The organism is Sphaerisporangium sp. NBC_01403 (genome assembly GCF_045040145.1).
GTDB classification, from domain to species: domain Bacteria; phylum Actinomycetota; class Actinomycetes; order Streptosporangiales; family Streptosporangiaceae; genus Sphaerisporangium; species Sphaerisporangium viridialbum.
In genome coordinates this window covers 4,083,976-4,102,705 of sequence record NZ_CP109534.1, presented here as the reverse complement: position 1 = coordinate 4,102,705, position 18,730 = coordinate 4,083,976, and the positions used below count along the sequence as shown (strand labels likewise).

Genomic DNA, 18,730 nt, shown 5'->3' with positions numbered 1-18,730 from the left:
GCAGGCTGTGCTGATGGGCGTCGTATATGCCCCTTATGTCCTATCGGAGAGTTGATCGCCGAGAACAGGATCAGGCCTGTCGGGTTCGTGCCATTGCACGTATCCGACAGGCCGGAGGGCCCCGCGCGCCGTCCGCCCGGGCTGGTGAGACGACGAGTTGGAGAGCGTGATCGCCGAGGAGATGCTCAGCCTCGGCGAGCGCGCCCTGTGCACCCTCGACGCCGATGAGCGCGAGCAATTGGTGAGATTTCTCGGCGAGATCCGCCGCAACGTCAGCTGATCAAGGCGGGCCCTTATGCACCCCTACCAGGTCAAATGTTCCGGCTACCCCTCGACAAAGTATGTAACGACCATGTAAACCGGGGTATACGGTCAGGTAGATAGAACAAGATTCGGTAAGGCTGCTCATGGAGGGGCGCATGCAGCAGGACATCGATGTGGACATTCACCCGGTGTACCCGATCAGCTGGCGGGCGAGCGCGCTCAACGGCCTGCTGCGCGGCACCACGAAGCCCATCTCGGCCCTGCTGCTCAGACACGAGATCGGCATGGGGCTCGTCTCCCGGCTGATGGCCCTCGGAGAGCGGCTCCCGCTTCCCGCTCCCGCACACGTGTCCATCGTCAAGGAGGACGCCGACCCCTACGGCTCCGAGTGGGTGCGCGCGGGCGACGACCTGGACGAGAGCAAGGTGGTGCTCTATTTCCACGGCGGAGCGTACTTCTTCTGCTCCCCCGCGACGCACCGGCCGATCACCTGGCGCCTGTCGGCCGCCGCGAGGCGCCCCGTGCTCGCGCTCGACTACCGCCAGGGCCCGGTCCACTCGCTGAGCGAGTCGCTGGCCGACGCCCTCGACGCCTACCAGGGCCTGCTCGACCAGGGGTACCAGCCCTCCGACATCCTGCTCGCCGGCGACTCGGCGGGCGGGCACCTGACGCTGGCGACGCTGCTGGCCCTGCGTGACCGCGGCCTGCCGCTGCCCTCGGCCGCGATCTGCCTGTCGCCGTGGGCCGACCTGTCCGACAGCCGCCGCACGGTCAACCGGTGGGTCGACCCGATGCTGCCGGCGAGCCGGGTCGACTGGCTCGCGCGCCGGTGGACCGCCGGGCTCGACTGCCGCGACCCGCTGGTCTCGCCGGTGTTCGGCGACTACACGGGCCTGCCGCCGCTCATGGTCGTCACCGGGTCCACCGAGGTGCTGCGCGACGAGGGCCGCCGCGTCGCCCTGCGGGCACGCGGCGCGGGGGTGAAGGTGACCTACGAGGAGTGGCACCGCATGCCGCACGTGTTCGCCATCCTGGCGGACGTCATGCCCGAGGCCCGTCTGGTCTTCCGCCACATCCAGCGCTTCCTGGACGCCGTCGCCGGCTCCTCCGCGGCGTCCCCGTCACAGGAGTCCTCGCCGGTCCCGGCGGCGGACTCGCCCGGGCGGCAGGCGTCCCTGGCCGGCCCGGGATCGGACTCGGCAGGGCGGCAGGCGTCCCCGGCCGGCCCGGGATCGGACTCGGCCGCCGCCTGAACTGCCGGCGCGCGGATCCGACTCGGTCGCCGCCTGAGGGTACGGGCGCGGGTCCGGCACGCCGGTCACAAGCGCCCATCCAGTCACATAAGACCCTGCGGTTCCTTACCTTGAGGGATGATTCGCCTTACCTCTCATGCCGCTTCGAACTAGTTACCGCCGAATGACCTTCGGGAGCGACACAGTTGCCTGTGCTGCACTTCTCGAAGAGAGGTCACCTCCGGATGGCACGTGGCGGAGCAGGCGTCCCCAGCGGGATGCCTCCAGGCGTTCGGCCGCTGACGGTGGGCGACCCGGTGATCATCGGGCGCTACCTTCTGCTCGGCCGTCTCGGCACCGGCGGGATGGGCGTGGTCTATCTCGCCGAGCGCCCTGAGGGCGGTCTGGTCGCGCTCAAGACGCCACACGCCGTCCATCTCAGCGACCCGACGCTCCGCGCGCGGTTCACCGAGGAGGTCGCCTTCTCCCGGCGCGTGGTGCCGTTCTGCACCGCCCCCGTCCTCGAGGACGGCACCGACCGCGACCGGCCCTACCTCGTCACCGAGCACATCCCCGGCCCGTCCCTCTCCCAGGTCGTCACCTCGCGGGGCCCGCTCACCCCCGACCTCGCGTACGGCGTGGCGCTCGGGTCGGCGGCGGCGCTGGTCGCGATCCACGAGGCGGGCTTCGTCCACCGCGACCTGAAGCCCGGCAACGTGCTGCTGTCCCCCAAGGGCCCCCGCATCATCGACTTCGGCATCGCCAGGGACCTCGACGCCGCCGTCGCGCACACCCAGGCCGGCCAGATCATGGGCAGCCCCGGCTGGGTCGCGCCCGAGCGCCTCACCGGCGGGCCCGCCATCCCCGCCTCCGACGTCTTCGCGTGGGGATGCCTGGTCGCCTACGCCGCGACCGGTCACCACCCGTTCGGCACCGGAGAGGCCGACGTGCTGACCCGCCGCATCCTGGTCGAGCAGCCGCGCCTCGCCTCGGTGCCCAAGCTCCTGTGGGACCCCGTCTCGGCCGCGCTGGCCAAGGAGCCGGGCGAGCGCCCCGACGCCGCCGCGTTGCTGGGCTGGCTGCTGGACGCCGGGGGAGTGGACCGCTCCTGGGACCAGCGGGAGGCCGTCTCGGCCGTGCTGGAGGAGATCTGGGTCCCCGTCCCGTACCCCGCGGGCGCGGGGCACCTGAAGCTCGCCGGGCCCACCGGAGACAGCGCGGCCCCGGACGGCTCGGCCACGACGGGCGCGCGGTCGGCACGCCGCTCGGCGGCGCGGCGCGGTCACGCCTCCCACGCGGGGTTCGCGGCCCTGGCCACGGTGTCGATCGCCGCGGTGACCGTGGTTGCGGCGGGCACCGGGGGCACCGACGTCGACCCGGCGGTGAACAGCCCCGGCCGCATCCCGGTGGTGGTGCCGATCGAGGGCTCCCGCGTTCCGGTCGAGGTGCTCGAGACCTCGGGGCCCGGGGCCGTGGCCAGCGTGCCCCCCAGCACCGGCCCGGGGCGGCTGCCGGGGTTCACTCCCACGCCCACCCTGGCGATGTCACGGCAGGGCGAGCCCAGCGGCGGCACGCCCGTGCCGGACGCCCCGTGGCAGACCCGCATGCCCTCGCCCACGCCCGTGCGCACCACTCAGCAGCCGCCGCCGCCCCCCGGCGACCCCGAGACGTGCACGAACAAGCGGGGCAAGGAGAAGCCCTGCAAGCCGACCAAGAGCCCGACGCAGGAGCCCTCGCCCACCAAGAGCCCCCCGAAGCCGACGGTCAGCATCAGCCAGGTCCCCGAGTGGGGCGACGGCGAGTCGCCCGCCCCGACGCCACCCCCGCCGACCCCGACGCTCAGCGACACCCCGTCCGCCTGACCGGCGTGGGCCCTACTCGATGGCCGAGAGGTCGATCACCGTCATCTCGCCCTTGATCGTGTAGCTGAGCAGCGACTGGGCGCCGGACATGAGGCCCGGAAAGCTCAGGGAGTCGTCGTCTCCCCGGGCGTTTCTCCTATGCTGGCGCGGGAAAGGGGGGCCGATGAGTCCGGAGATCAGCCATGACCGCACCGCCGGAGCCGCACTGGAGGTGGCCGGCGTGACCGTGAAGGTCGTCGGCCGCACGCTGCTGGCCGGCATCGACTGGCGGGTGGAGTACGGCGAGCACTGGGTCGTCCTCGGGCCGAACGGGGCGGGGAAGACCACGCTGCTGTCGGTCGCGGCGGCCGTACGCCACCCGAGCTCGGGCACGGCCACGGTGCTGGGCCATCGGCTGGGCCGGGTCGACCTTCGCGAGCTGCGCCGCCACATCGGCCTGGTCGCCGCGAGCCAGCGGCTCGTCGACGAGGAGCTGATGGAGGAGGAGGGCCTCACCACCCAGACGGTCGTGCTGACCGGTTACACAGGGAGCAGCGCCCCGCTGTGGGACCGCTACGGGCCGAGGGAACGCGACCGGGCCGACGCGCTGCTGGCCGACCTCGGCTGCAAGGACCTCGCCGACCGTCCGTTCAGGGTGTGCTCCCAGGGAGAGCGCGGCCGGGTCCGCATCGCGCGGGCGCTCATGGCCGACCCGGCGATCCTGCTGCTCGACGAGCCGTTCGCGGGTCTCGACCTCCCCGGCAGGGAGGACCTGATCACCGCGATCGAGGACCTGGCCGTGAGCCGCCCGGCGCTGACGACGGTGCTGGTCACCCACCACCTGGAGGAGGTGCCCTCGACCACCACCCACGCGCTGCTCGTCCGCGACGCGCGCGTCCTCGCGGCCGGCCCGGTGGACGAGGTGCTCACCGGGGAGAACCTCTCAGAGTGCTTCGGCCGCCGTCTCGCCCTCGCCCGCGCGGACGGCCGCTGGTACGTCCGCGCGGCGCGGACGGCGGGCTGAGACTCACCTTTCGGCCTGGAGCTACGCACCCCGAGCTCATTCCGGCGGGTCGATGGCCGGGATGCGGAGTACGAAACGGGCGCCGCCGCCGGTGGGGGAGTCCTCGACATGGATGGTGCCGCCGTGTGCTCGGGCGATCTCGCGAGTGATCGCCAGGCCGAGACCGGCGCCCTGCGGGTCGACGCGGAGAGACTTCTCCGACCGGGCGAAGCGCTTGAAGATGCGCTCCCGGTCACCGGGCGGGACGCCGTCGCCGTCGTCTTCGACGGCCATCTCGGCCATGTCGCCGTCGCGCCGGACGGTGACCACGATCCAGGTCTTGACGTGCCGCTGCCCGTTGTCCAGCAGATTCGTGAGGATCCGGGAGATCTGGGTGGCCACTCCGCCGACGAAGACGCCGGGTTCGAGCCGGACCTGGACCGGGACGCGGTCGTCCCGCCGGGCGACGTCGTCCTTCACCAGTGCCGCCAAGTCGAAGGGGCGATGTCTCGACGGTCCGTCCTGTTGCAGGCGGGACAGCGTCAGGAGGTCGTCGATGATCGCTTCGAGGCGGTCGATGTCGCGCAACTCGCGGTGGAGCAGCTCTTCCAGGTCGATCTGCGGGTCACCGTGAAGCCGCACCTCCTCGATCCGCGCGCGGAGGCCGGCGAGCGGGCTTCGCAACTCGTGTGAGACGTCGGACGCGAAACGGCAGGCCTTCCGGCCCCGGTCGAGGGCGCGGTTGATGCGGTGGACAAGCCGGTCGATGTTCGCAGGGCCCGAGCCAGGCTCGATACACCCCTCCACGTCGCCGTTGTTGATCTCGTTGAGGCGGTCGCAGATCTTCTCCACCTGGAGCAGCGTGGCCTCGGCGACCCTGCGTACTCGCGGCCGTACGCCTGACTTCACGTGCAGGCTGTACATGTTGAGAGCCGATACCCACCAGGCAAGGGCGGCAATCGCGGCGGCTGAAGGCTCTGCCCATCCTTTGCGATGCGCCGAGTTCATGGGCTCGGCTGGACGGGGCCGCTGCCTTGTCGTTGCGGATGCGCGACCATGGAGGCATGCTGATCTCCATGCCGCACGGGTGGCCGGCCGGGGCCGAGGAGGCCGTGGCGATCCAGGACGCGCTGCGGGCGCGGCTCGACCTCGCCGGTCCCGGGCCACGCCATCCGGCCACGGTGGCGGGCGTGGACGTCGCGTACGCGGGCGACCGGCTCGCGGCGGCGGTGGTCGTGCTCGACGGTGCGAGCCACGAGGTGATCGAGCAGGTGGCCGTGCCGGGGCGGGTCGCCTTCGACTACGTGCCGGGGCTGCTGGCGTTCCGCGAGCTGCCCACGCTGATCGAGGCGCTGGAACGGCTGGCCACGACCCCCGACCTGATCGTCTGCGACGGGTTCGGCGTGGCGCACCCTCGCAGGTTCGGCCTGGCCTGCCATCTCGGCGTGCTCACCGGGCTGCCGGCGATCGGGGTGGGGAAGACCGCCTTCGTCGGCACGTACGACGAGCCGGGGGCCGAGCGTGGATGCTGGGCCGATCTGCGCCTGGACGGCGAGGTGGTCGGCCGGGTGGTGCGCACTCAGGATGGGCTGCGGCCGGTCTTCGTCTCCCCGGGGCACCGGGTGGACCTCGACACGGCCTGCGCGGTCACCCTCGACCTCGCGCCGCGCTACCGCCTCCCCGAGACCACCCGCGCCGCCGACCACCTCTCCCGCATGGCCCTACGCTCGGTCACCGGCCCCATCGGATCGTCCGTCAAGGTGCGACCAGTGCGTTCGGACCGAGGAGAACCTTGATGTCCCCCGCGAAGGCTCCTCCGTTGACGTTCACCCTGTAGTCGGGCAGCTCAACGACGCTGATCCTCCGGTTGAGGCGCTCCATACGGAGATGGACGGGGGTTTCCCCAGAATGCACCATCAAGATTCGTTTGAGTTCACTGACGAGATCTTTGGTCACGCGTTCCTCGCGAAGAGCGATGACCACGGGTTCGCGGCCGTCTGCCTGAATACCGGAGATGTCGAGGAACGCGATGTCGGTGGCGTTGAACGAGACGGTGGCCTCCTCACCGTCGCCACGTGAACGAATACGACCCGTGACGGAGACGACCAGGTCGGGCGCGAGGTTGCTCCCGTACAACTGGTAGGTCTGGGGGAAGCAGGGCACCTCGATGGACGCGTCGTGGTCCTCGATCTTGAGGATGGCCCATACGTCACCCTTCTTGGTGACCTTCTTGTCGACGCCGGAGATGATTCCGGCGATGCGGACGTTGCCGAACCCCGCCTGGCCCTCCAGGACCTGGGCGATGGTCAGGTCGCGGTTGCGCTCCAGCACGCGCTCGGCGCCGTTCAGCGGATGATCGGAGACATACAGGCCGAGCATCTCGCGCTCGAAGGACAGTTTGGTCTTCTTGTCCCACTCGCCGTCGGGGACCACGACGCGGAAGACGCTGCTCGAGCCGTCGTCGTCGTCGAACGCGCCGAACAGGGAGTCCTGGCCAAGGGCCTCCTTGCGCTTGACGTCGATGACCGAGTCGACGGCCTGGTCGTGGATCTGGACCAGGCCACGGCGGGTGTGGCCGAGACCGTCGAACGCGCCGGCCTTGATCAGCGACTCGATGGTCCTCTTGTTGCACACGACCTGCGGGACCTTGGTCAGGAAGTCGTTGAAGTCGCTGAAGGCGCCCTTCTTCGTGCGGGAGGTGATGATGCCGTTGATGGCGTTCTCCCCGACGTTCTGCACCGCGCCGAGCCCGAACCGGACGTCCTCGCCGACGGCGCTGAACCGCAGCCCGGACTCGTTGACGTCGGGCGGCAGGACCTTCACCTTCATGCGCCGGCACTCCGCGAGGTAGAGCGCCATGCGGTCCTTGTTCGTGCCGACCGAGGTGAGCAGGGCGGCCATGTACTCGGCCGGGTAGTTGGCCTTGAGGTAGGCGGTCCAGTAGGACACGAGCCCGTAGCCGGCGGTGTGGGACTTGTTGAACCCGTAGGAGCTGAACGGCTCCAGGACGTCCCAGACGGCCTTGGCGGCCTCCTCGGTGTACCCCTTGCCGACCATGCCGGAGGAGAAGGTGGCCCACTGCTTGTCCATCTCCTCCTTCTTCTTCTTGCCCATCGCGCGGCGGAGGATGTCGGCGCCGCCCAGGGTGTACCCGGCCAGTTGCTGGGCGATGGCCATGACCTGCTCCTGGTAGACCACCAGGTGGTAGGTCGTGCCGAGGATCGGCTCCAGGGCCTCCTTGAGCGCGGGGTGGATCGGCGTGATGTCCTGCTGCCCGGCCTTGCGAAGCGCGTAGTTGACGTGGGCGTTGGCCCCCATCGGACCGGGGCGGCCCAGCGCCAGGACCGACGAGATGTCTTCGAACCGGGCCGGGGCGATCAGCTTGGTGAGGTCGCGCATCATCGAGCTGTCGAGCTGGAACACGCCGAGCGTGTCGCCGCGCGCCAGCAGTTCGTAGGTCTTCTTGTCGTCCAGGGCCAGCGTGAGCATGTCGAGGTCGACACCGCGGTTGTCCTTGACGTTCTGGACGGCGTCACCGATGACGGTGAGGTTGCGCAGGCCGAGGAAGTCCATCTTCAGCGCGCCCATGTTCTCGCTGCTGGGCCCGTCGAAGCCGGTGATGCGCGCGCCGTCGTCCGGCCGCATGAAGATCGGCATGACGTCGAGCAGGGGCTGGGAGGACAGGATGACGCCCGCGGCGTGGACGCCGGTGCCCCGGGTCAGTCCCTCCAGGCCGAGCGCGGTGTCGATGACCTGCTTGACGTCCTGGTCCTCTTCGTACAGCTTGCGCAGCTCGGTCGCCTCGGCGTACCGGGGGTGCTTCTCGTCGAAGATGCCGGTGAGCGGGATCTCCTTGCCCATGACGGCCGGCGGGAACGCCTTGGTGATCTTCTCCCCGACCGGAAAGGGGTAGCCGAGGACGCGGGCCGCGTCCTTGACGGCCGCCTTCGACTTGATCGTCATGTAGGTGATGATCAGCGAGACGTTGTCCTCGCCGTAGCGCTCGGTGACGTACCGGATCATGTCGCCGCGCCTGCGCTCGTCGAAGTCCAGGTCGACGTCGGGCATGGAGATGCGTTCGGGGTTCAGGAACCGCTCGAACAGCAGGGAGTGCTCGATGGGGTCGAGCTCGGTGATGCCGGTGACGTAGGCCACCATGGAGCCGGTGGCGGATCCTCGGCCCGGGCCGATCCAGATGCCGTTGTCGCGGGCGTACTGGCAGATGTCGGCGACGACGAGGAAGTAGCCGGGGAACCCCATGTTCTCGATGACGCCGAGCTCGTACTCGATGCGCTCTTGGACATCGGCCGGCACGGGGTCGCCGTACCGGCGGACCGCGCCGCGGTGGGCCTCCTTGCGCAGCCAGCTCATCTCGGTCTCCCCTTCGGGGACCGGGAACTTGGCGGCGAGGTCCCGATGGGCGAACACCTCGTCGTAGGGCTCGACGCGCTCGGCGATCAGAAGGGTGTTCTTGCAGCCCTGGGCCCAGATCTCGGAGCTGGGGTCGAGCGCCCACATCTCCTCGGCGGAGCGCACGTAGTAGCCATTGCCGGAGAACCGGAACCTGGTCGGGTCGCTGATCTGGGAGTTGGTGCCGACGCAGAGCAGCGCGTCGTGCGCGGTGGACTGGTCTTCGGTGACGTAGTGGGAGTCGTTGGTGACCAGCGGCGGGATGCCGAGGGTCTCGCCGATCCGCAGCAGCTCCTTGCGGACCCCCGTCTCGATCGGGATCCCACCGTGATCCATGATCTCCAGGAAGTAGTTGTCGCGCCCGAAGATCTCCTGGTACTTGGCGGCGTGCTCCAGCGCCTTGTCGTACTGCCCGAGCCGGAGGCGGGTCTGGACGGCGCCCGACGGGCAGCCGGTGGTGGCGATGATCCCTTCGTGGTACTGCTCGAAGAGCTCGTCGTCCATGCGCGGGTACTTCTTCATGTGGCCCTCGAGCGAGGCCAGGGAAGAGATGCGGAACAGGTTGCGCAGGCCCTGGGCGTTGACGGCCCACATCGTCTTGTGCAGGTAGGTGCCGGTGGCCGAGACGTCTCCGCCCAGGCCGGTGCGCTCGTCGGACTTGCGCTGGTGAGGCTCTCCCCAGAAGACCGGCTTCTTGTAATGGCGGGATTCGGGGCTGACGTAGCCCTCGATCCCGATGATCGGTTTCACCCCGGCGGCCTTCATCTTCGCCTGGAACTCGTAGGCGCCGAACATGTTGCCGTGATCACTCATCGCGATCGCCGGCATGCCGAGCTCGGCCGCTCGCGCGGCCAGCTTATTGATCTTGGCCGCCCCGTCGAGCATCGAGTACTCAGTGTGAACATGCAGGTGAACGAATGAATCAGCCACGGGTGATCTTGAGCCTTTCGCGGTGGAGCCAGATCCGTGCCAACTCTATCGAGCGACCGCTGCGGCCGCTGTGGCCGCGGGGAAACGGCGCCATCGTGTAAAGGACCAGGACCCGCCTGGCCGAGAAGGGGGCCGCGAGGCAGGTCGCCCCATGCCTGGTCTCCTTCCTTCCGCGCCCGCGCGACGTGCCAGAGAGCAGCCGGGTCAGTGCGGCCGGTCGGGGGTGGGCCGGGCGAGTTCGAACCAGACGAGGGTGCCGGTCGGGCGGCGTTCGAAGCCCCAGCGGGACGCGAGGGTGTCGACGAGCCCGAGGCCACGGCCGTCGGTCTCGTCGTCGGCGGGCCTCCTGAGGTGGGGGATCTTGGACGATCCGCCGTCCTCGACCGTGACCATCACCGCGGTGCCCGGGAAGGCCACCGAGACGAGGAACTCGCGCTCGACGGCATGCCGTACGACGTTGGCCGCGAGTTCGCTGGTGAGGAGCATCGCGTCGTCCAGGCAGGGGTGTTCGTCACCGAGGAGACCGGCGACGAACGCGCGGGCCGGCTTCACCTGTGAGGCCGAGGGAGCGAACCGATGGGAGAGCATCGGAAGGCTCGCGAGCGAGACCGGACCGGGGAGCGTCCGTGCCTGTGTGGCATCCGCCTGAGCCGACGTGTCCTTCGGAGCCGGGCTCCGGCGGAGGAACGCGGTGACGCCGCCCAGTGCCGAAGCCAGAGCGCCAGGACGCATCGCGATCATCTATCCACTTTCCTTTCCATGTGGGTTGGAGCGTTCTAGTAGTTCGAGATGCCGATCGCGTTCAGGGCGGTGCCCCTGTCGTCGGAAGTCCGGCGGACGAGCCGGAGGCGTGGGGAAGGGACAGTTCGATCTGGTTCATCAGCAGAACGAGTTCCTCAGGTGTGCCCGCTTCGAGTAGGCCGACCAGGCCATGACCCCACTGCGGCGCAAGCCCCCACCATCGCCCGGTAGCCGCGCCGTACCAAATGGTCCACCCGGAGAACCGCTGGCTGAGAGCACGAACGGCCCCCGCCGGGCCGCTCGAAGCCTTCCGGTTCGCGGGATCGGCCTGTGGCGGCATGTGACCGACCTCCCTGTGCATCGCCTTTGTGGTCAGGGCCAATCGCACGGGCTTTCGCAATGTACAACACGATGAGTATTCAAGCCCTCACGTAGGATGACATGAGATCCGCAAGACTGCACAGCCTTCAGGGGAACTTCTTCAACCAAGCGTGACGGCATCACTCCGTGCAGTAATCTCCAGTTGTTCCTGAGGGAAAGGGGTGATCACTATGGGTGGCAAACGAGGCATGACCTTGCGGGCTCAGTGGTTGGGGCGCCAGCTTCGAGAACTCCGCGAGGCTACGGATCTCACGCTTACGGACGCCGGTAACTTCATCCAGCGCGACGGCGGCACCATCAGTCGTCTGGAGACCGGGCTGTATCCGGCGCGAACTCCTGATGTCGGAGCCTTGCTAGATCTTTATGGAGTTTCAGACGCTCAACGTCGGGATGGGTTGCTGCGGCTTGCCGCTGAGGTCTGGCAGACCGGCTGGTGGGACAGCTACTCCGAGAACTTGTCCAAGAAGATCGTCGACTACGCTTGGGTCGAGTCGCGTGCCTGTCGAATTCGCTCTTTCGATGTGCTCGTCATCCCGGGCTTGCTCCAGACGGGTGGTTACATCGAGGCGGTGATCAAGAGGGCCGACACGGATCTCACCGCAGAACAGGTGGCCTCTGGAGTGAGATTTCGCATCGAGCGCCAGAAGATCCTCGAAGGTCCGGAACCACTGATCATCGAGACCGTTCTTGACGAGAGTCTCTTGTACCGAGCTACTGGAGGACCGGAGGTTCTGAGGGAGCAGCTAGAACACCTGGTGCGACTCGCCGAGCTCCCCAATATCCGCATCCATGTCTCGCCGTACGCGTCCGGCGCTCACGTCACGCCCGAAGGCGCCTTCATGATCTTCGAGATGCCGGATCCGTATCCGGAAGTCGCCTTCATGGACAGCCCGGCGGGTGGAATCTATGTTGAAGCAGACGAAGTCCAGCGGCTTAAATTGAAATTTGACCGCATTCGTCAGCTTGCCCTTGATTCGGTTGAGTCGATCAAGCTGATCCAAGCGGCTGCGGATAGGCTTCTCGACCCCCAGGAGGCGTGAGCGATGTTAACTCCCGATCGGGATCCGCTTGCGGCATGGCACATCAGTAGCTTCAGTCCCAATGGCGGTGCCAACTGTGTTGAGGCGGGTCCGCTGCTTGATGGGAGTGGACGGATCGCGGTGCGGCACAGTCGTCACCCTGAGGGGCCGACGATCATCTACACCCGGGCCGAGTGGGACGCGTTCCTGGCCGGCGTTCGCGCCGACGAGTTCGACTTCCAGTAGGAAGGCGCCACCGGGCCTGCGAGTGCCGCTTTGAACGGGCTTCTCGACGCTGAGGAGGCGTGAGCGATGTCAACACCCGATCGGGATCCGCTTGCGGCGTGGCACATCAGCAGTTTCAGCCCGGACGCGGGGTCGAACTGTGTTGAGGCTGGGCCGTTGCTGGATGGGAGTGGGCGGATCGCGGTGCGGCATAGTCGTCACCCTGATGGGCCGACGATCATTTACACCCGGGGCGAGTGGGACGCGTTCCTGGCCGGAGTACGGGCAGACGAGTTCGACTTCCAGTAGGAAGGCCGGCGTGGGACCTGTGCCTGCTCACTACATGTGGAGCGGGTAGCCGCGGGTGTCGAGGTCGAGGGCGAGGAGTTCGTGGCGGTTGTGGCCGGCGAAGGTCACCTGTGGCCAGTCGCCGAACCGGCTGACGGTGCCGGGGGGAATGCCATGTCCAGGGACGACGATCCGCTCCAGATGCGCCAGGTGCCGCCGATGCCCCAGGAGGACGGGAAAGTCGAACCGGGCTGCGTGGTTGACCTTCCACAGGTCGAGGGTGGCCAGCCGGGCGACGACCGGAGAGCGGCTCAGCGTCGCGATGTCCACATGGGTCTCCCACAGGGCGAGATGGCGGAGTGCGGGCAGGGAAAGGCCGCTCAGCATGTCGGCCAGAGCCCCGGCGTCACCGTCGCCGCCGTACGCCACGAGCGTGTGCAACCGGGGCGCTCCGTCCCGCAGTAGCTGCGCGACCTGCCCGGCGTGACACTCCAGTGCCCGCAGGCCGGGGTATCGCTCGGCCACCGGCGCTTCGACAAGGTCTTCTCGCTGGGTCCACAGACACAGGTGGGTGAGGCGGTCGGTGGCGGAGAAGAAGCGCAGGACCGGGTCGAGGTGGGCGGTGCCGCCCCAGGAGCGGATTCGAAGGGATCGAAGCCGGCTCATGTCCGCGCTCGCGAGCAGGCTCCGGAGCCGGTGCCGGGCCATGAGATCGACCCGCCACGGCTCACGCCTCGGGTCGAAGCCCAGAAGGCCCGGTGTCATGCCCTTGGCGGTGGCCAGGCCGTCGATGATCGAGACCACGTCGATGCCGTCGATGTACGCGTGGACCGCCGGTCCGTCCGGGACCAGGAGCAGTTGGTCGTCCAGCAGACCGTAGAAGTTCACCTGGGAGTCGGCCCGCTCGATCGCCTCCCGCTCCGCGTCCCGCGCGGCCTGATCGTCCTCCCACAGGCGCAGCGCCTGTGCCTGGATCAGCGCGCCCGTCGCACCGCCGATCATCGCCGCGAACGCGAACGCGTAGCCGGCGTCGTCCGCCGGAGTGCCCAGCACGCAAGGCGACGCCGTCTGCGGGCGTTGGGAGTATCCGCCGGCGGCGTAGCGGTCCGCGGCCAGCTCGAAGTGCACGGCGGCGACGTCCTCATCCACCTGGTCGATCAGCACCTCGACCCGGCTCCCGCGACGCTCGCTGACCCGCGATCCCTGCCGTCGCAGCTCCACGTCCTCGTCATGCGGCCCGGACAGCCGCATCGTCACACTGGGGGCGATCACGGTGGGATTATCCCTGATCGCGGCCGGAAAGCCCTTCGAGGAGCCGGTGGAGGTACGGCTGACCCGAGGGCGACCAGATGCTCCTGTGCCCTGCCGGCCTCTGGATCGTGAGCGAGCATGGTGCGCGGGTTCGTCCGGAGGGGGCCGCTGCCCAAAGCGGATCTTTACCGGACGAACCCGCGGGTTCCAAGGGTTCGCGGTCGCGGGCGTGCCGTGGGTCGCCCGCGATCGCGTGCGGGGGAGCGCCGTGAGGCGGCCTCCCGCGATGGGTGTCTCAGTGCGCGAACTGCTCGGCCTCGGTGGAGCCCTTGAGCGCCACCGTCGAGGAGTCCGGCGCGACGGCCGTGCTGATCAGGTCGAAGTAGCCGGTGCCGACCTCCCGCTGGTGGCGGGTGGCCGTGTAGCCCTGCGCCTCGGCGCCGAACTCCGCCTCCTGCAGCTCGACGTACGCCGTCATGCCCTCCTCGGCGTAGCCGCGCGCCAGGTTGAACATCGAGTGGTTCAGCGAGTGGAAGCCCGCCAGGGTGATGAACTGGAAGCTGTAACCCATATGGCCGAGCTCTCGCTGGAACTTGGCGATGGTGGAGTCGTCCAGGTGCTGCTTCCAGTTGAACGACGGTGAGCAGTTGTAGGCGAGCATCTGGTCGGGATACTCCGCCTTGATCGCCTCGGCGAACCGCCGCGCCACGTCCAGGTCGGGCGTGGAGGTCTCCATCCACAGCAGGTCGGAGTACGGCGTGTAGGCGAGGCCGCGCGCGATGCAGGCGTCCACGCCGTTGCGCACCCGGTAGAACCCCTCAGCCGTACGGTCGCCGGTGGCGAAGGCCTGGTCACGGGGGTCGACGTCGCTGGTCAGGAGCGTCGCGGCCTGGGCGTCGGTCCGCGCGATGATCAGGGTGGGGACGTCGCAGACGTCGGCCGCGAGGCGGGCCGCGTTGAGGGTCTTGATGTGCTGGCCGGTGGGGATCAGCACCTTGCCGCCGAGGTGGCCGCACTTCTTCTCCGAGGCGAGCTGGTCCTCCCAGTGCACCCCCGCGGCACCCGCGGCGATCATGCCCTTCATCAGCTCGAAGGCGTTGAGGACGCCTCCGAAGCCGGCCTCGGCGTCGGCCACGATGGGCGCGAGCCAGTGCGGGGCCTTGGCGTCGCCCTCCGACCAGGTGATCTGGTCGGCCCGGAGCAGGGCGTTGTTGATGCGGCGCACGACGGCCGGGACCGAGTTCGCCGGGTAGAGGCTCTGGTCGGGGTAGGTCTGGCCGCCGAGGTTGGCGTCCGCGGCCACCTGCCACCCGGACAGGTAGATGGCCTTCAGCCCCGCCTTGACCTGCTGCACGGCCTGGTTGCCCGTGAGGGCGCCCAGCGCGTGCACGTACTCCTCGGTCTGCAGCAGGGACCACAGCCGCTCGGCGCCAAGCCGCGCGAGAGTGTGCTCTTCCTGGACGGAACCGCGCAGTCGAACGACGTCTTCGGCCGTATAGGTCCTCTCGACGTTCTTCCAGCGCGGGTTGCTCTCCCACTCTCGCCGCAGCTCGTCTGCAGCTCCCTTGAGGCGATCTTTCATTTTGACTCCTTTGGCGTCCTCTGGGCGCTTGCTTCGAGTCTGCGACGGTGTGGGGGGTAGCGGCAAGGTTGATCGAGAGAAATATGCCTGATGTTTCGTGAAAAGTGAATACTCGGCAGTATTTTGCTGGCAAGAAATGCAAAGTTTTCGTTATGGACTAGACCAATTCCTGTGACGCGGATCACTAGGCAGTGGGCCGTCGTATCACGATTTATGCCGACATATCAGGATGTTTCGGACTGGTTTTGATCTTCGCCGGTGTGCCAACGGCGTCATGACCCGAGCCGGACCCCTGCCCGGAGTGGCCGTACGGGGGATGTGGTGCGGCGGAGTGGAAGATATGTAGAAATTGCGCCTAGGATCGTGCTATGGCGTCTTTGGTGGGTGAAGAACCGCTGTCTTTGACGCAGGAGCTCGACCTCCTGGCGTTCGGCCAGCGTCTGAGGCACCTGCGCAAGCAGCGCGGCCTCACCCTGTCCGAGCTGGGCGAGCGCGTCGGACGCGCGCCGAGCCAGCTCTCCTTGCTGGAGAACGGCAAGCGCGAGCCCAAGCTGTCGCTGCTGAAGTCGCTCGCCGCCGCGCTGACCGTGCCGGTGGAGGAGCTGCTACGCCGGCAGGCACCCAACCGCCGCGCCCAGCTGGAGATCGCCCTGGAGGAGGCGCAGCGCGACCCGATCTACGCCTCCCTCGGCCTGTCCCGGCTGAAGGTCTCCGCCCGCGTCCCCAACGACGTGCTGGAGCACATCCTCGGGCTGTACGAGGAGCTGCGCTCGCGCCAGGCCAAGGGCACGGCGACGCCGGAGGAGGCCAGGGCCGCCAACGCCGAGCTCCGGCGCAAGCAACGCGAGCAGGGCAACTACTTCGCCGAGATCGAGGCCGCCGCCGCCGAGGCGCTCGCCGCCGTGGGCTACCGTACGGGCGCGCTGTCGGCGGGCACCGTCCAGGCGCTCGTCACCCATTTCGGCTACACCGTGCAGACCGCGCAGGACCTGCCCAGATCGGTGCGGTCGATCACCGATCTCCGCAACCGCCGCATCTACGTCAAGCACGAGCAGCTCGGCATGCACACCCCGCGCACGATCCTCCTGCAGACCCTCGGCCACCTCGCGCTCGGCCACCACAAGCCCCGCGACTTCGCCGACTTCCTGCGGCAGCGCACCGAGGCCAACTACTTCGCCGCCGCCGTACTGGTGCCCGAGACCGCCGCCGTGCCGTACCTCAAGGAGGCCAAGCAGGACCGGGTCCTGTCGGTCGAGGATCTGCGGGACGTGTTCGCGGTCTCGTACGAGATGGCCGCGCACCGCTTCACCAACCTGGCCACCCACCACCTCGACCTGGTCTGCCACTTCGTGCGCAACAACGCCGGCGGCATCATCTACAAGGCGTACGAGAACGACGGCATCGTGTTCCCCGCCGACGAGCAGGGGGCCATCGAGGGGCAGCGCATGTGCCTGCAGTGGTCGGGGCGGCAGGTGTTCCTCTCCCCTGACCGCTTCTCGGTCTACCACCAGTACTCCGACTCGCCCACCGGCACGTACTTCTGCAGCGCCCACGTCGATCCCTCCCGCGAGCGCGACTTCGCGATCACGCTCGGGGTGCCGTACAAGGAGTCCCGCTGGTTCCGTGGCAGGGAGACCACCAACAGGTCGAAGTCGAACTGCCCGACGGGGGACTGCTGCCGCCGCCCGCCCGCCGAGCTGACCCAGCGCTGGGAGGGCTACGCCTGGCCCTCGGCGCGGGCGAACTCGCACGTGCTCGCCGCTCTGCCCCCCGGCTCGTTCCCCGGCGTCGACGAGGCCGACGTCTACACGTTCCTCGAACGCCACGCGGGCGTCTGATCCCTCACCTCGGGCCGGACCCGCCGCCACGAGCGGCAGGCTCGCCGGGACGGCCGGGACGGGTCTCGCTCAGGAGCCGTGAGCCGCGCGGATGCCACAGGTGATGGTGGTGACCAGCTCGTCGATGAAGCCGTCGGGGATCTGCTCCAGGGTGATCGGTGAGCCGCTGAACACGCCAGGCAGGACCAGCTCGTGGCAGGCGCCGATGATCATCGTGGCGGCGGCCTCGGCGCTCGCCCCGGGTGCCAGCCGGCCCAGCTCCCGCTCGGCGCGCAGGTAACCGGCCAGGTCGGCCCGGAGCCCGCGCCCCTCGGCCATCGGGTTCGGCAGCTCGTTGAACCGGATGAACACCCCGGGCTGGTGCACCAGCCCCGCGAAGGCGGGCAGGATCGCGATGTGCACGGCGAGCCCGTAGGCGACGTAGGCGCGGAGGTTCGCCTCGACGGTGCCCTCGCCCGCGCGCCGGGGCGGCTCGCCCAGCCTCCGCTCGACGGTGCGTACGTGCGCGTGCAGGGCCAGCGCGAGGAGCTCTTCCTTGTCCGCGAAGTGGTTGTAGAGCACCCCGTCGGCGACCTGGGCCTCGCGGGCGATCGCGCGCACGGTCAGCCCGGCCGTGCCGCGCTCGGCGATGAGGCGTTCGGCGGTGGCGATCAGGTGCTCGCGCAGGCTCTGGTCGCCACCGCCCTCGCGCAGCACGGCCGCTCTTCTGGGAGACATCACGCCACATGGTAGTGACCAGGCTCTTCGCCTGGGTGGGGAGGCGTCACGGGGGCCGTCCTGCCAGTGCCCGGGTCACCGCGATCCAGGTGTTCCCGGGCGGGTGGCGGTGATCAGCCAGGCGGCGCCGCGCAGGCGTACGGCGTCCGGTTCCTCGAAGGGACGCAGTGCCTCCGCGAGCGCGTCGAGGGCCCGGGCCGCCGCAGCCTGGTCGACCTGGCGGAGCCTGTGCTGGACGGGCCCCCACGCGCCGAGGAACCCGGCCGCGTCCGCCGCGTCCCTGCCCCATACCTGCGGTGCGTCGACGGGCGTCGTGACCACGTCGGCGAAGCCGGCGCCGGTGAGCACCTCGTGGACGCGCGCCGGATCGGCCAGCGACTCCGGCCCCGGAGCGTCGGCCTCCTCGGCCTCCTCGGCTTTCTCGCTGGTGGTGAGATACTTCGCCATCGCCGCGAAGACCGACCCCAGGTCGTTCTGGTCCATGCTCCGCAGGCTCAGGAAGGCCACCCGGCCCCCCGGGCGCAGGGCCCGGCCGATGTTGGCGAACGCGGCGACCGGATCGGCGAAGAACATGATCGCGAACCGGCTCACGGCCACGTCGAACCCGCCCGCCGGGAACGGGTGGACCTGGGCGTCCCCCTCCTCGAAGGTGACGTTGGCGAGGCCCTCCTCCGTCGTGGTGGCACGCGCCTGCCGCAGCATCGGCACCGACAGGTCGACCCCCGTGGCATGCCCCTGACGCGCCCGTCGCGCCGCCAGCCTGGTCACCTGCCCGTTACCGCAGCCGACGTCGAGGACCCGGTCATGCTCCCCGATGGACGCGGCGTCGAGCAGGTAGCCGTTGAACCCGCTGTTCACCGCGTCGTACCGATCGCGGTTGTCGGCCCAGTGGTTCCCCTCGTACCCGTTCCACGCCTCAGCCTGCTGAGTGTTGACGATCGAACGCATCAAGCCCTCCCACGCAACGTTGTGAACATACGTTCATGAACGAGTGTTCACGACTCTAGC

At 68.9% G+C, this 18,730-nt stretch carries 15 protein-coding genes; 8 read left to right on the top strand and 7 right to left on the bottom strand.

Annotation, left to right across the window (positions count from 1 at the left end; translation table 11 throughout):
- Positions 1-419: 419 nt before the first annotated feature.
- The 3 genes from OG589_RS18555 to OG589_RS18545 all read left to right on the top strand — a co-directional run bounded on the left by OG589_RS18555 (position 420) and on the right by OG589_RS18545 (position 4,361).
- Positions 420-1,517, top strand: coding sequence for an alpha/beta hydrolase (locus OG589_RS18555; RefSeq protein ID WP_405150685.1), 1,098 nt, complete (start codon positions 420-422; stop codon positions 1,515-1,517).
- A 257-nt stretch (positions 1,518-1,774) separates the two neighbouring features.
- Complete coding sequence (locus OG589_RS18550) at positions 1,775-3,358, top strand: serine/threonine protein kinase (protein WP_405150684.1); 1,584 nt, start codon at positions 1,775-1,777, stop codon at positions 3,356-3,358.
- Positions 3,359-3,521: 163 nt separating this feature from the next.
- Positions 3,522-4,361 (top strand): ABC transporter ATP-binding protein, encoded by an 840-nt coding sequence (locus tag OG589_RS18545; protein WP_405150683.1) that lies wholly within the window; start codon positions 3,522-3,524, stop codon positions 4,359-4,361.
- A gap of 36 nt (positions 4,362-4,397) precedes the next feature.
- Here the strand turns inward: OG589_RS18545 and OG589_RS18540 are convergent, their stop codons facing one another.
- Positions 4,398-5,264, bottom strand: coding sequence for a sensor histidine kinase (locus OG589_RS18540; RefSeq protein ID WP_405150682.1), 867 nt, complete (start codon positions 5,262-5,264; stop codon positions 4,398-4,400).
- Between the two features lie 140 nt (positions 5,265-5,404).
- Here OG589_RS18540 and OG589_RS18535 point away from each other — a divergent pair, with 140 nt between their 5' ends.
- Positions 5,405-6,136 carry an endonuclease V gene (locus OG589_RS18535; RefSeq protein WP_405150681.1) on the top strand — a complete coding sequence of 244 codons (732 nt, stop codon included), beginning with the start codon at positions 5,405-5,407 and terminating at the stop codon, positions 6,134-6,136.
- Here OG589_RS18535 and dnaE read toward each other — a convergent pair.
- Both dnaE and OG589_RS18525 read right to left on the bottom strand, forming a co-directional pair.
- Positions 6,096-9,680 carry a DNA polymerase III subunit alpha gene (dnaE, locus tag OG589_RS18530; RefSeq protein ID WP_405150679.1) on the bottom strand — a complete coding sequence of 1,195 codons (3,585 nt, stop codon included), beginning with the start codon at positions 9,678-9,680 and terminating at the stop codon, positions 6,096-6,098. The two genes, OG589_RS18535 and dnaE, sit on opposite strands and share 41 nt — an antisense overlap.
- Positions 9,681-9,884: 204 nt before the next feature.
- The gene (locus tag OG589_RS18525; RefSeq protein ID WP_405150678.1) at positions 9,885-10,421 is read right to left on the bottom strand and encodes an ATP-binding protein; all 537 of its coding nucleotides are present in this window, start codon (positions 10,419-10,421) and stop codon (positions 9,885-9,887) included.
- Between the two features lie 551 nt (positions 10,422-10,972).
- On the opposite strand from OG589_RS18525, the gene OG589_RS18520 reads away from it, so the two are divergent.
- The 3 genes from OG589_RS18520 to OG589_RS18510 all read left to right on the top strand — a co-directional run bounded on the left by OG589_RS18520 (position 10,973) and on the right by OG589_RS18510 (position 12,355).
- Entirely contained in the window at positions 10,973-11,842 is an 870-nt protein-coding gene (locus OG589_RS18520) for a helix-turn-helix domain-containing protein (protein WP_405150676.1), read from the top strand.
- A 3-nt stretch (positions 11,843-11,845) separates the two neighbouring features.
- A complete protein-coding gene (locus OG589_RS18515) occupies positions 11,846-12,067 on the top strand; it encodes a DUF397 domain-containing protein (RefSeq protein ID WP_405150674.1) in 222 nt (73 codons plus the stop codon).
- 66 nt (positions 12,068-12,133) lie between these two features.
- The gene (locus OG589_RS18510) at positions 12,134-12,355 is read left to right on the top strand and encodes a DUF397 domain-containing protein (RefSeq protein ID WP_405150673.1); all 222 of its coding nucleotides are present in this window, start codon (positions 12,134-12,136) and stop codon (positions 12,353-12,355) included.
- Positions 12,356-12,385: 30 nt separating this feature from the next.
- Here OG589_RS18510 and OG589_RS18505 read toward each other — a convergent pair whose 3' ends face one another.
- Positions 12,386-13,606: a hypothetical protein gene (locus OG589_RS18505; RefSeq protein WP_405150671.1), complete on the bottom strand. Its 1,221-nt coding sequence runs from the start codon at positions 13,604-13,606 to the stop codon at positions 12,386-12,388.
- Positions 13,607-13,880: 274 nt separating this feature from the next.
- Entirely contained in the window at positions 13,881-15,167 is a 1,287-nt protein-coding gene (gene aceA / locus OG589_RS18500; protein ID WP_405150669.1) for an isocitrate lyase, read from the bottom strand.
- A 368-nt stretch (positions 15,168-15,535) separates the two neighbouring features.
- Here aceA and OG589_RS18495 point away from each other — a divergent pair, with 368 nt between their 5' ends.
- Entirely contained in the window at positions 15,536-17,005 is a 1,470-nt protein-coding gene (locus OG589_RS18495) for a helix-turn-helix domain-containing protein (protein WP_405150667.1), read from the top strand.
- 69 nt (positions 17,006-17,074) lie between these two features.
- On the opposite strand, the gene OG589_RS18490 is transcribed toward OG589_RS18495, so the two are convergent.
- Together OG589_RS18490 and OG589_RS18485 are read right to left on the bottom strand one after the other, a co-directional pair.
- On the bottom strand, positions 17,075-17,722 hold the full coding sequence (locus tag OG589_RS18490) for a TetR/AcrR family transcriptional regulator (protein WP_405150665.1): 648 nt from the start codon (positions 17,720-17,722) through the stop codon (positions 17,075-17,077).
- A gap of 75 nt (positions 17,723-17,797) precedes the next feature.
- Positions 17,798-18,670, bottom strand: coding sequence for a class I SAM-dependent methyltransferase (locus OG589_RS18485; RefSeq protein ID WP_405150663.1), 873 nt, complete (start codon positions 18,668-18,670; stop codon positions 17,798-17,800).
- Positions 18,671-18,730 lie beyond the last annotated feature (60 nt).

Bases quoted from the DNA above. Each gene is read 5' to 3' on its own strand.
- OG589_RS18520 (WP_405150676.1), top strand. From the start codon at position 10,973: ATGGGTGGCAAACGAGGCATGACCTTGCGGGCTCAGTGGTTGGGGCGC.
- OG589_RS18535 (WP_405150681.1), top strand. From the start codon at position 5,405: ATGCTGATCTCCATGCCGCACGGGTGGCCGGCCGGGGCCGAGGAGGCC.
- OG589_RS18515 (WP_405150674.1), top strand. From the start codon at position 11,846: ATGTTAACTCCCGATCGGGATCCGCTTGCGGCATGGCACATCAGTAGC.
- OG589_RS18525 (WP_405150678.1), bottom strand. From the start codon at position 10,421: ATGATCGCGATGCGTCCTGGCGCTCTGGCTTCGGCACTGGGCGGCGTC.
- OG589_RS18485 (WP_405150663.1), bottom strand. From the start codon at position 18,670: ATGCGTTCGATCGTCAACACTCAGCAGGCTGAGGCGTGGAACGGGTAC.
- OG589_RS18490 (WP_405150665.1), bottom strand. From the start codon at position 17,722: ATGTCTCCCAGAAGAGCGGCCGTGCTGCGCGAGGGCGGTGGCGACCAG.
- OG589_RS18510 (WP_405150673.1), top strand. From the start codon at position 12,134: ATGTCAACACCCGATCGGGATCCGCTTGCGGCGTGGCACATCAGCAGT.
- aceA (WP_405150669.1), bottom strand. From the start codon at position 15,167: ATGAAAGATCGCCTCAAGGGAGCTGCAGACGAGCTGCGGCGAGAGTGG.
- OG589_RS18495 (WP_405150667.1), top strand. From the start codon at position 15,536: ATGGCGTCTTTGGTGGGTGAAGAACCGCTGTCTTTGACGCAGGAGCTC.
- OG589_RS18545 (WP_405150683.1), top strand. From the start codon at position 3,522: ATGAGTCCGGAGATCAGCCATGACCGCACCGCCGGAGCCGCACTGGAG.
- OG589_RS18550 (WP_405150684.1), top strand. From the start codon at position 1,775: ATGCCTCCAGGCGTTCGGCCGCTGACGGTGGGCGACCCGGTGATCATC.
- OG589_RS18540 (WP_405150682.1), bottom strand. From the start codon at position 5,264: ATGTACAGCCTGCACGTGAAGTCAGGCGTACGGCCGCGAGTACGCAGG.
- OG589_RS18555 (WP_405150685.1), top strand. From the start codon at position 420: ATGCAGCAGGACATCGATGTGGACATTCACCCGGTGTACCCGATCAGC.